This is a genomic window from Hippea alviniae EP5-r, assembly GCF_000420385.1.
Taxonomy (GTDB): Bacteria; Campylobacterota_A; Desulfurellia; order Desulfurellales; family Hippeaceae; genus Hippea; species Hippea alviniae.
In genome coordinates, this window is record NZ_ATUV01000001.1 from 42,633 (window position 1) to 53,373 (window position 10,741).

12 protein-coding genes are annotated in these 10,741 nt (G+C 37.7%); all 12 read left to right on the top strand.

Annotated elements, in window-relative coordinates; translation table 11 throughout:
* The 12 genes from murD (at position 1) to pyrH (ending at position 10,728) form a co-directional block, all read left to right on the top strand.
* Positions 1 to 1,308, top strand: a complete 1,308-nt coding sequence (murD, locus tag G415_RS0100245) for a UDP-N-acetylmuramoyl-L-alanine--D-glutamate ligase (RefSeq protein WP_022669565.1) — start codon at positions 1 to 3, stop codon at positions 1,306 to 1,308.
* Positions 1,286 to 2,383, top strand: a complete 1,098-nt coding sequence (locus tag G415_RS0100250; RefSeq protein ID WP_022669566.1) for an FtsW/RodA/SpoVE family cell cycle protein — start codon at positions 1,286 to 1,288, stop codon at positions 2,381 to 2,383. Before murD ends, G415_RS0100250 begins: the two co-directional genes overlap by 23 nt.
* Positions 2,367 to 2,996: a histidine phosphatase family protein gene (locus G415_RS09260; RefSeq protein ID WP_022669567.1), complete on the top strand. Its 630-nt coding sequence runs from the start codon at positions 2,367 to 2,369 to the stop codon at positions 2,994 to 2,996. The genes G415_RS0100250 and G415_RS09260 overlap by 17 nt, the downstream gene beginning before the upstream one ends.
* A complete protein-coding gene (gene murI, locus G415_RS0100260; RefSeq protein WP_022669568.1) occupies positions 2,965 to 3,726 on the top strand; it encodes a glutamate racemase in 762 nt (253 codons plus the stop codon). Before G415_RS09260 ends, murI begins: the two co-directional genes overlap by 32 nt.
* 6 nt (positions 3,727 to 3,732) lie before the next feature.
* The gene (gene hisH / locus G415_RS0100265) at positions 3,733 to 4,353 is read left to right on the top strand and encodes an imidazole glycerol phosphate synthase subunit HisH (protein ID WP_022669569.1); all 621 of its coding nucleotides are present in this window, start codon (positions 3,733 to 3,735) and stop codon (positions 4,351 to 4,353) included.
* Positions 4,350 to 5,078 carry a 1-(5-phosphoribosyl)-5-[(5-phosphoribosylamino)methylideneamino]imidazole-4-carboxamide isomerase gene (gene hisA / locus G415_RS0100270; protein WP_022669570.1) on the top strand — a complete coding sequence of 243 codons (729 nt, stop codon included), beginning with the start codon at positions 4,350 to 4,352 and terminating at the stop codon, positions 5,076 to 5,078. The genes hisH and hisA overlap by 4 nt, the downstream gene beginning before the upstream one ends.
* Positions 5,071 to 5,895, top strand: a complete 825-nt coding sequence (locus tag G415_RS09265; protein ID WP_022669571.1) for an MBL fold metallo-hydrolase — start codon at positions 5,071 to 5,073, stop codon at positions 5,893 to 5,895. Before hisA ends, G415_RS09265 begins: the two co-directional genes overlap by 8 nt.
* A gap of 9 nt (positions 5,896 to 5,904) precedes the next feature.
* The gene (locus tag G415_RS0100280) at positions 5,905 to 6,516 is read left to right on the top strand and encodes a fumarylacetoacetate hydrolase family protein (RefSeq protein WP_022669572.1); all 612 of its coding nucleotides are present in this window, start codon (positions 5,905 to 5,907) and stop codon (positions 6,514 to 6,516) included.
* Entirely contained in the window at positions 6,513 to 8,516 is a 2,004-nt protein-coding gene (locus G415_RS0100285) for an STT3 domain-containing protein (protein ID WP_022669573.1), read from the top strand. Before G415_RS0100280 ends, G415_RS0100285 begins: the two co-directional genes overlap by 4 nt.
* 122 nt (positions 8,517 to 8,638) lie before the next feature.
* Positions 8,639 to 9,409 carry a 30S ribosomal protein S2 gene (gene rpsB, locus G415_RS0100290; protein ID WP_022669574.1) on the top strand — a complete coding sequence of 257 codons (771 nt, stop codon included), beginning with the start codon at positions 8,639 to 8,641 and terminating at the stop codon, positions 9,407 to 9,409.
* A 2-nt stretch (positions 9,410 to 9,411) separates the two neighbouring features.
* The gene (tsf, locus tag G415_RS0100295) at positions 9,412 to 10,008 is read left to right on the top strand and encodes a translation elongation factor Ts (RefSeq protein ID WP_022669575.1); all 597 of its coding nucleotides are present in this window, start codon (positions 9,412 to 9,414) and stop codon (positions 10,006 to 10,008) included.
* Positions 10,009 to 10,011: 3 nt separating this feature from the next.
* Positions 10,012 to 10,728, top strand: coding sequence for a UMP kinase (gene pyrH / locus G415_RS0100300; RefSeq protein ID WP_022669576.1), 717 nt, complete (start codon positions 10,012 to 10,014; stop codon positions 10,726 to 10,728).
* Positions 10,729 to 10,741 lie beyond the last annotated feature (13 nt).

Consider the following 10,741-nt stretch of genomic DNA (forward strand, 5'->3'; position numbering starts at 1 on the left):
ATGAAGATTGCAGTTTTGGGTTTTGGTGAAAGTGGCAGGGCAGCCTATGAGTTTGCTTTGGCTAAAGGCTTTGAAGTGGCTGTTTTTGATGAGCGCAAGTTAAATATAGATAAACCCAATTTTTTTGTTGGTGAGAAGGCAGAGAAGTTTTTTGAGTATGAGTTTGATAGGCTTGTTTTGAGTCCGGGTATAAAGCCGACTCATAGGTTCGTTAGGTATGCTTTGGATAATGGCATTAAGGTTATAAGTGAGCTTGAGTTTGCATATGGGTTTGCAGAAGGTAAAATTATTGCAATAACAGGAACAAACGGCAAAAGCACAACGGTTAAGCTGATAGAGACTATGTTGAAGGAGTCTGGTAAGAAGGCTATAGCCTGTGGTAATTATGGGTTTGCATTTAGTAGGGCTGTTCTTGAAGATGTTGATTGGTATGTGGTTGAAGCAAGCAGTTTTCAACTTGAGTTTATAGATAAATTTAAGCCGCATATAGCTGCGATTTTGAATATAGCTTTTGACCATCTTTACTGGCATGGCAGTATGGAGAGCTATATAAATGCAAAAAGAAAGATATTTAAAAATCAAGACGAAGATGACTTTTTTATAAAGAATGAGAGTGATGATTACGAGTATAATGGAAGAGCGAAGCTGTTTGTTGTATCAAAAGACGATGATGCTGACTGCATTGTTAAAGACAACTCTGCTGTTGTAAAAAGGCCAATAGGGTTTATAATAGATAAAGCGAAGCTGTTTGGTAAGAAGAGATTTGAAAATATCTGCTTTGCGGCTTTGTCTTCAATTTTGGCTTCTGTTGATGAGAAAATAATAAAGGAGGTGGCAGAAAAGATGGAGAATTTGGAGCACAGAATAGAGTTTGTAGCTGAGATTGATGGTGTTAAGTTTTACAATGATTCAAAGGCTACCAATCTTGATGCTGTTGAGAATGCCATCAACTCGTTTGATGAGAGTGTTAGGCTTGTTGTAATTTTGGGTGGTAAACATAAGGGTGAGTCTTATGCCAAACTTATGCCTTTACTTGAGAAAAGGGCTAAGGCTGTTGTGGTTTATGGTGAAGATAGAAAAAAGATTTTGGTTGATTTAGAGAAGTTTATTCCTGTTCCATTGCCTGCTTTAAATATTTGGGGGGCTATTAGAGCAGCATTTGAAGTTGCAGGTAAGGGTGATGTTGTTCTGTTCAGTCCGGGTGGTTCAAGCTGTGAGCCTTACAAGAACTTTGAAGAGCGCGGAAAGACGTTTAAAGATGAGGTGATGAAGTTCAAGGAAGAGTATGAGAATGCGCCTTTCTTTTAAGCCGTCGCTTGTAATTCTGCCATACTTTTTGCTTTTGGCTATAGGGATAGTGGAGGTTTGGTCTTCTTCTTACTACTTTGCTTATAGAAATAATTTAAATACGGCATTTTTTTTAAAGAAAGAGCTTTTTTTTATAGGATTGTCTATATTTGCTTCTTTTGTTTCTTCTCTTGTTGACTATAGATTTTTGAAAAATCTGTCTTTTTCATTTGTTATTTTGTCTTTGTTTATGCTTATTGTTTTGCATCTGTTTGGGCATGAAATAAGAGGTGCAACAAGATGGATAGATTTGTTTGGGATTATGTTTGAACCGTCTTCTATTGCTGAATTGGCTATATTAATTTATATTGCAGATTTTATAAGCAGGAAGTCTGAATATAAGGAAGATTTAATGAAAGGTGTTATGCCTGTTGCGTTTGTTGTGGGTTTGTTTGTTATTTTAATTGCCCTTGAGCCTGATATAGGAACGGCTGCTCTTATATTTTTTACATTTTTGGGTGTAATATATGTATTTGGTTATAAGTTTAAACATGCTGTTGGTCTACTTTTTCCTTCCTTAATTGTTTTTGCTATGCTTGTGTATTCTAATCCTCAAAAGTTGCAGAGAGTTGTTAATTTTTTTGTAACAAAAAGGGTTAATTATCAAGTTGAACATGCTTTAATCGCTTTGGGGAGCGGAGGATTATTTGGACAGGGTGTTGGCGCTGGAATATATAAAAGTCTTTTTGTTCCTGATTCACATAATGATTTTATAATGGCTGGCGTTGGAGAGGATTTTGGATTTGTGGGTGTTGCTGTTGTTATTACATTAATAAGTTTGATTATTTTTTCTATTTTTATACTCGCGAGGTCGTGTAAAGATAAATTTGGTTCTTCCCTTGTTTTTGGTATAGGGTTATTGTTAGCATTGCAATCTTTAATAAACTTGTTTACTGTGTTGCATATGTTTCCACCAAAAGGTATAACAATGCCTTTTTTGAGCTATGGAGGAACGAATTTATTGGTTGATAGTATTTTTTTGGGAATAGTCTTGAGCGTCTATAGAAGGTGCCCTTTAGATGGAGAAGAAACTTAGCAAGCTTTTAGACGGCGAAAATGTGAGAAATATATTTTTGGTTAGACATCCGCAGGTTGAAAATTATAAAAGCAATGTGTTTAATGGGAGGATTGATGTTGGTCTATCTGCTGAAGGGCTAAGACAGGCTGAAGATTTGTATAGATATTTCAAGGATAAGGTTGAGCTTGTTTTTACTTCGCCGTTGAAAAGGTGTAGGGTTGTGGCTGAGAAGTTTGATTTTGTTAAGGTTGATGAGAGATTAATAGAGAGAAGTTTTGGTATATTTGAGTCGTTGAATTGGCAACAGATTGAAGAGAGATACCCAAAAGAAGCGGAAGCTTTTTTGAAAGAGCCGTTTCATTATAAACCGCCCAAAGGTGAGAGTTTTTATGATGTTGAAAAACGCATAAAGGGTTTTGTTGATGAGCTTTTGAAGGTTGAAAAGGATGTGCTTGTTGTTTCTCATGGTGGTGTAAATAGGATAATTATAAAACTGTTGCTTGGTTTGGCTGAAGAGTCGTTACTTAAGATTTCACAGGATTATGCGTGTATAAATCAGTTTCAAACTGACGGTAAGTTTGTTCTTGTTAAACTCCTTAATGGGCAGGTGTGTTTTGATAGGCGTGTTTGATTCTGGTGTTGGTGGTTTGAGTGTTGTCAAGCATCTGCTTGATAGGTTTAATTCAGACATTATCTATTTGGGCGATACGGCAAGGTTGCCATACGGCACAAAGTCGAAGGATACGATTATTAAATACTCCATTCAAAATGCTAATTTTTTGATAAAACAGGGTATAGATGCTCTAATTGTTGCATGCAACAGTGCATCTGCTGCATCAATTGATGTTTTGAAGGAAAAGTTTGACATTCCTGTTTTTGGCGTTATAGAGCCTGCATCAAAAAAGGCTGCAAGGTTTGAGAAGGTTTGTGTTATAGGAACAACGACAACGGTTGAAAGTAAGGCATACTTAAAGAAAATAAAACAGTTTAACGATAAATGTGTGGTTGTTCAAAAAGCCTGCCCTTTGTTTGTGCCGCTTGTGGAAGAAGGCTGGATTGATGATGAGATAACCTTGCTTGTTGCAAAAAGATATCTTGAAGGTATAGAGTGCGATGCTATGATATTGGGATGCACGCACTATCCACTGCTTAGAAGTGTGATAGAGAAGGTTTTGCCTGATGTTTATCTGATAGATAGTGGCGAGAGTTTGGCAGAGTTGTTAGAAGATAAAAGAGAGATTTTTGAAGGCAATGGTGAGCTTATCTGCTATACGACGGATTCTGCCGATAAGTTTTCAAAACTCGGCAGCATGTTTTTGGGTAAAAGGTTCAATGGAGTAAAACTTGTGGATTTAGGGTGATAAATAATGGTTAGGATTGCTGTTGTTGATTATGAGTCTGGTAATGTCAGGAGCGTTTTGAAGGCTGTTGAGAAGGTTGGCGGTGTTGGTTTTCTTACGCATAACAGCGATGAGATTCTCTTATCTGATGGAGTGATACTGCCTGGTGTTGGTGCGTTTGGCGATTGTAAGAATAAGCTTGAAAAGTATGAACTTGTTGAGACGATTAAAAGCGTTGTTGATAGTGGAAAACCGTTTTTGGGTATCTGTGTCGGCATGCAGCTGTTGTTTGAGAAGAGCTATGAGTTTGGTGAACATGAAGGCTTCGGCTTTGTTAAGGGTGAAGTTAGAAGATTTGAAGCATACAACGGCTTTAAAGTGCCGCATATGGGCTGGAATAGGGTTTGTCTTTCAGATAATAGGCTGTTTTACGGCATAGAGAATAACAGCTATTTTTATTTTGTTCACTCTTACTATGCAAAAGCAGAAGATGACTCAGAGATTGCAACATGCAGGTATTCTATTGAATTTACGGCTGCAGTTAATAAAGGTAAAATGTGGGGTGTTCAGTTTCATCCAGAAAAGAGCCAACAAGTTGGGTTGAAGCTTCTTAAAAACTTTTGTGATATATGTGAGGGTAAGTTATGATAATAATCCCTGCGATAGATATAATAGATGGCAAGGTTGTAAGGCTAAAGAAGGGAAAAAAGGACGATGTTACGGTTTACAGTGATAATCCGATTGAGATGATAGAGTATTTTAACGATTTGGGTATAAGAAGAGTTCACATTGTCGATTTGGATGCTGCATTTACTGCTGGTAAGAAGAACAATCGCAAGCTTATCTGGGAGATGGCAAAGATAAGCAAGTCAATGATAGAAGTTGGCGGCGGCGTTAGGAGATTTGAAGATGTTGAAGAGATACTCTGCTGCTATGTGAATAAGGTGATTTTGGGAACAATGCCTGTCAAGGAGCCTGAAGAGTTTGAAAGGGCTGTCTCTGTGTTTAAAGATAAGCTGATTGCTGGTGTTGATGTTGAAAATGGGTATGTTAAGATTTCTGGATGGCAGGAGAATCCAAAGATTGAATATATCTCTTTTCTGCTTATGATGAGAGATAAGGGCATAAAAGAAGCGATTATTACAGATATAACAAGGGATGGAATGCTTAAAGGCATAGATGCTGAGTTTTACAAGGATATAGCGCTAAAGACGGATATGGATATCATTGTATCTGGTGGTGTTAGGGATATTAACGATATTAAAAAGGTTAAAGAGTTGGGTAAGTTCGGTGTTGTTGGCGTTATTATAGGTAGGGCATTTTATGAAAAAACCATATCCTTAGAGGAAGCGGTGAGGTTGCAAGATGATTAAGATAACGACTGTTGTGGAGAATACAGCGACAAAGGCTCGCTTTAGGGCAGAGCATGGATTGAGTATGTTTATTGAGAAGGATGGAGAAGCTGTTCTGTTTGATACGGGTCAGACTGATGCTTTAATTCATAATGCAAAGCTGCTTGGGATAGATTTAAGCAAGATTGATAAGGTGATTTTATCGCATGGGCATTATGACCATGTTGGCGGATTGAAGTATCTGCTTGAGTTTACAAAACCTAAGGTTTATGCGCATCCTGAGATTTTTAGAAAGAGATACTCTCATCTCAGTGATGATAGGAATTTAAGGTATATAGGCATTGAAGATAGAGAGTTTTTTGAGAAGAAGGGTGCTGAGTTTATTTTATCTGAAGAACCAATCGAAGTGATAGATGGTGTATTTACGACTGGATTTGAGAAGATGAGAACGGATTTTGAAGAAGTTGATAAGAATTTTGTCTATGAGAAAGATGGTGAGTATGTGAAGGATGAAGTTGAAGATGATATGAGCGTTGTTATAAAGACAAGGCATGGTTTGTTTGTTCTGTTTGGATGTGCTCATCGTGGGATTATAAACATAATGCTTGATGCAGAAGAGAAGTTTAAGGATAAGGTGTTTGGATTTTTGGGTGGAACGCATTTAGGACCTGCATCAGAAAATCAGAGAAAAAAAACGATAGAAACTTTGAAAAAGATGGATCTTAGGGTTATGGGACCATCACACTGCACAGGGCTTCTTATGACTTCAAGGATGTACTGTGAGTTTGGCGATAGGGTTATATTTAACAATGTTGGAACCGTTACAATTATAGAGTGAGGTGAGATAATGCAGAGTATCAATTTTAATGGAGAGAGAGTCTATCCGAGTAAGGTTGTCTGCATAGCAAGAAACTATGTTGAGCATATAAAGGAGTTAAAAAACGAACCACCGGAGAATATAACGCTGTTTATAAAGCCAAATAGCTCGATTACAAATGAACTTGTTTTGCCTTCCTTTGGCAATTGTCATTATGAAGGTGAGATAGCCTTTGTTATTAAGGATGATAGGTTTGTTGGCGTTGGCTTTGGTCTTGATTTGACTTTAAGGGATATTCAGGGAAAACTGAAGGAGAAAGGTTTGCCCTGGGAGAAGGCAAAAGCATTTGATAAAGCTGCTGTTTTTGGTGATTTTGTTGAGTTTGGTGGTGATTTGTCTGATTTGAGTCTTGAGCTTTATATAAATGGCGAATTGAAACAAAAAGGTGGATATGATTTGATGATTTATAAGCCAGAGCAGGTGTTTGAAGAAGCAAGAAAATACTTTACATTTTACGATTATGACCTGCTTATGACGGGTACACCTAAGGGTGTTGGACCTTTTAGTAAAGGCGATGAGTTTGTTGGCAGGATTTTGTATAAGGGGGATGTTTTGGTTGAGAATAAATGGATAGCAAAATGAAAGACAAGAACCTTTACTTAAGTATAGGAGCCTTTTGGGTTTTGGTTTTTATTGTGTTTTTTGCTTCAGGATTCTATAGATATCATCAGTTTCAAAAATGGAAAGAGCATTCGTCTGTCTATTTTGTTGATAACTATCCAGCTATGACGACGCTTGATGCCTATTATTGGCTTAGGTATGCGAAGGAGTATAAAAATGGAACATACTATAAGGATGGCAAAGACAAACTTAGAGCTTATCCTGAAGGCACTGACAAACCAAAGCCTGTTCCTTTGATTAGCTTTATTATTGTCTGGATTTCAAAGATATTTGATAGCTCTATATATGTGAGCGGATTGATAATTATACCGCTGTTTGCGAGTTTGTTTATTATTCCTTTGGCTTTATATGGGTGGGAGATTGACACTCCAATTGCTGGTATTGTTGGTGGTTTTGTTGGTGCCTTTTCTTGGATGTATGCGATAAGAACCGCTATGGGTAGGGTTGATACAGATTTGCTTCAGTTGTTTTTCCTGTTTTCTGGCTCTCTGCTTCTGCTAAAAGTATCAAAAACACAGAATGAAAAGAGAAGGTATATTTACTCTGCTTTACTGGGTTTAAACTTTTTTCTATTTGGTTGGTGGTATGCACATTTTGGTATAGATTTGGTTTATCTTGTTGTCATGGTTTTCATGTTGGCTGTCAGACGAATAGGTTTAAAACAATCCGTTGTTTCTGTTATTCTGTTTATCCTATTCGCCAATCCTGTTTGGGTTTTTCACTCTCTTGGTGGTTTGTTTGATTTCGTATCGAGCTATGGTGAAGTTAAAACAGTTGGTAACGGTAATTTCCCGAATATACTTAAAACTATAACAGAAGCAGAACATATATCGGCTGCTAAGGTGTTATCATTTATTTTATCTTTTAAGGCTTTGAATGTTTTAGGTTTATTGTTTACTTTAGTTTTTCTTTTTAGTCTTAAGCTTGATGCTGTGCCGATTCTGCCTGTTTTTCTATTGGGCTTACTTGTTTTTAAAAGCTCAAATAGGCTTGTTATGTTTCTTGCACCGTTTATTGGTATAGGACTGGGTTTTGCAATGGATTTAACACTAAAAAGGGTGTTCAAAGAGTCAAAATTTGACTTGAAAGCAAAAAGTTCTATTGCGAGTTTTGCAGTTTTGCTTCTCATTGGTGCAATAGGTGGATTTACTGCTTATAAGTTTGTGCCAAGTCCATCTATTGCTGCTCCTATTGTTAAGTCTTTTGTCGATATAAAACATAGATTTGATAAAGGAGTTATATTTAGCTGGTGGGATTATGGGTATGCTATTGAAGATATTGATGGTTTTGCAACATACCACGATGGTGGTGTACATGGCGGTGCCAGAACCTATCTTGTTGCCAAAGCTCTAATAGGTGATAACCAGACACTAATGCACAATATAATCGCATTTATGGATGCAAATGGTGTCAAACCTATAACTGATGCTATAAAAGATAACAAAAGCGCATCTTATGCTGTGAAATTGGCTTTTAATTACGATAAGCCCATAAAGGATAAAGATAATTATGTTCTGTTTACTCAGGATATGATAGGCAAATATTATGCCATAAGCTATCTTGGAAGTTGGGATTTTGAAAAGAAGAGGTCTTACCCTGATGGTTTCTATGTGATAAATAGCTGTTATGGATATAAGAATGGTGTGTTTTTATGTAGACAGGGTAATATAGATTTGAAAAGCGGTGCTGTTGGTAATTTGAAGATAAAAAGATGGATTTGGGTTGTTGATGGTGTTGTAAAGCAGGAGAAAATTATGAGCCCTGAAGGTGTGAATGTTGAGATTTGTTTTGTGAAGAATAGAGAAGCTAATAAAATGGATTTTGTATTTGCCCTTGTTTGTGATGATAAGGTGTTTAGAAGTAATTTTAATAAGATGTTTATTCTGGGTGAGTATAATCATAAGTTATTTGAGGAGGTTTACAACAACTTTCCTTTTGCCCGTTTGTTTAGAGTGAAATAGTGCTTGTAAAAAGAGAGTGTTTTGTATATAAAATTTAGACCACGCACATCCCTTTAGAAAGGATGCCCTAAAAGGGTGCAAGGGATGGTGGTAATAAATCCTTTTAGTGGAGGTTTGAGAGTATGTCTTATGTTACGATGAAAGAGCTGCTTGAGGCGGGTGTGCATTTTGGCCATCAGACCAAGCGCTGGAATCCTAAGATGAAGCCGTTTATCTTTGCGGCAAGGAAAGACATTCACATCATTGATTTGCAGAAGACTATCGTTTATTTCGACAAGGCTTATGAGTTTTTGGAAGATGAAGCCGCAAAAGGCAAGACGGTGCTATTTGTCTGCACAAAGAAACAGGGTAAGGAAGATGTAAAGGAAGCGGCAGAGTCCTGCGGTATGCCCTATGTAAATGAGAAGTGGCTTGGTGGTCTTTTGACAAATTTTGCAACAATCCAGAAGAGCATTCAGAAGCTTGAAAGATTGGAAGAGATGGAAGAGACAGGCGAGATAGAAGCATATACCAAAAAAGAGCAGAAAATTTTGAGAAAAAGAAAAGAGAAGCTTCAAAAGTATCTAAGTGGCATTAGGGATATGAAGAATTTACCCGATATCTTGCTTGTTATTGATGTAAAAAGGGAAGAGCTTGCCGTAAAAGAAGCCAATAAGCTTGGCATTCCTATAGTTGCTTTAGTTGATACAAACTGTGATCCTGATCCGATTGATTATGTGATACCAGGCAATGATGATGCTATAAGGTCTATAAAACTGATTGTCTCAAGACTTGCTGAAGCAATAAAGAGCGGTAAAGCAAGATACGAAAAAGAGCTTGAATTAAAACAGGAAGAAGAGGCATTTGAAGAAGGCAGGGAAGAAAAATTAGAAGCAGAAGAGGAGGAAGAGTAATAATGGCACAGATTACAGCTGCAATGGTTAAGGAGCTGCGCGAGAGAACAGGCGCAGGTATGATGGCATGCAAAAAGGCACTTCAAGAGACAGATGGAGATATAGAAAAGGCTATAGATAAACTCAGAGAGATGGGACTTGCATCTGCCGCAAAGAAAGCAGGAAGAGAAGCAAACGAAGGCAAAATTACAAGCTATATACACGCTGGCGGCAAGATTGGTGTTTTGGTTGAAGTTAACTGCGAGACAGACTTTGTTGCGAATACAGACGATTTCAATCAGCTTTGCAAGGATATAGCTATGCATATAGCTGCTGCTGCTCCTCTGTATGTAAAAAGGGAAGATATACCAGAAGAAGAGCTGAACAAAGAGAAAGAGATAATGAAGGAGCAGCTAAGACAGCAGGGAAAACCTGAAAACATTCTTGATAAGATTGTTGAAGGTAAGATTGAAAAGTATTACGAAGAAGTATGTCTTCTTGAGCAGCCGTTTATAAAGGATTCTGAAGTTAAGATTAAAGATTTAATTCAGAATGCTATAGCAAAGCTGGGTGAGAACATAGTTGTTAGGAGATTTGCAAGATTCAAGATAGGTGAATAATCGATGAGCGAAAAACCTGTGTTTAAAAGGATTCTGTTGAAATTAAGCGGGGAAGCCCTGATGGGCTCCCTTTCTTATGGTATATGCGAAGAGACGATAAAAGAGATTGCCCAGCAGATAAAGGATGTAAGGGAGTTGGGCGTTGATGTTTGCACTGTTATAGGTGGTGGCAATATTTTCAGGGGCGTTAAGGGTGCAGCTATGGGTATGGATAGGGCAAGCGCTGATTATATGGGTATGCTTGCCACGGTTATAAATGGTCTTGCGCTTCAAGATGCACTTGAGAAGATGGGCGTGCAGACGCGTGTTATATCTGCTATCGAGATGAGAGAGATAGCTGAGCCTTATATAAGAAGAAGAGCACTAAGGCATCTGGAAAAGGGCAGAGTTATAATATTTGTTGCGGGAACAGGTAATCCTTATTTTACAACGGATACTGCTGCATCCTTAAGGGCCATGGAGATGGGTGCTGATGTTATACTGAAGGCGACAAAGGTTGATGGGGTTTATGATAAAGACCCAATGGTATATGCTGATGCAAAACGCATAAAAACCATCACATATATTGAAGTGTTGGATAGAAATTTGCGTGTTATGGACTCCACGGCTATATCGATGTGTATGGAAAACCAGATGCCTATAATTGTTTTCTCTATAAAAGAGTATGGTGCTTTAAAAAGGATTGTGCTTGGTGAGAACATAGGCACACTGGTTAAGTAAAAGAAGGAGGTGA

Bases quoted from the DNA above. Each gene is read 5' to 3' on its own strand.
- murD (WP_022669565.1), top strand. From the start codon at position 1: ATGAAGATTGCAGTTTTGGGTTTTGGTGAAAGTGGCAGGGCAGCCTAT.
- G415_RS0100250 (WP_022669566.1), top strand. From the start codon at position 1,286: ATGAGAATGCGCCTTTCTTTTAAGCCGTCGCTTGTAATTCTGCCATAC.
- G415_RS09260 (WP_022669567.1), top strand. From the start codon at position 2,367: ATGGAGAAGAAACTTAGCAAGCTTTTAGACGGCGAAAATGTGAGAAAT.
- murI (WP_022669568.1), top strand. From the start codon at position 2,965: ATGGGCAGGTGTGTTTTGATAGGCGTGTTTGATTCTGGTGTTGGTGGT.
- hisH (WP_022669569.1), top strand. From the start codon at position 3,733: ATGGTTAGGATTGCTGTTGTTGATTATGAGTCTGGTAATGTCAGGAGC.
- hisA (WP_022669570.1), top strand. From the start codon at position 4,350: ATGATAATAATCCCTGCGATAGATATAATAGATGGCAAGGTTGTAAGG.
- G415_RS09265 (WP_022669571.1), top strand. From the start codon at position 5,071: ATGATTAAGATAACGACTGTTGTGGAGAATACAGCGACAAAGGCTCGC.
- G415_RS0100280 (WP_022669572.1), top strand. From the start codon at position 5,905: ATGCAGAGTATCAATTTTAATGGAGAGAGAGTCTATCCGAGTAAGGTT.
- G415_RS0100285 (WP_022669573.1), top strand. From the start codon at position 6,513: ATGAAAGACAAGAACCTTTACTTAAGTATAGGAGCCTTTTGGGTTTTG.
- rpsB (WP_022669574.1), top strand. From the start codon at position 8,639: ATGTCTTATGTTACGATGAAAGAGCTGCTTGAGGCGGGTGTGCATTTT.
- tsf (WP_022669575.1), top strand. From the start codon at position 9,412: ATGGCACAGATTACAGCTGCAATGGTTAAGGAGCTGCGCGAGAGAACA.
- pyrH (WP_022669576.1), top strand. From the start codon at position 10,012: ATGAGCGAAAAACCTGTGTTTAAAAGGATTCTGTTGAAATTAAGCGGG.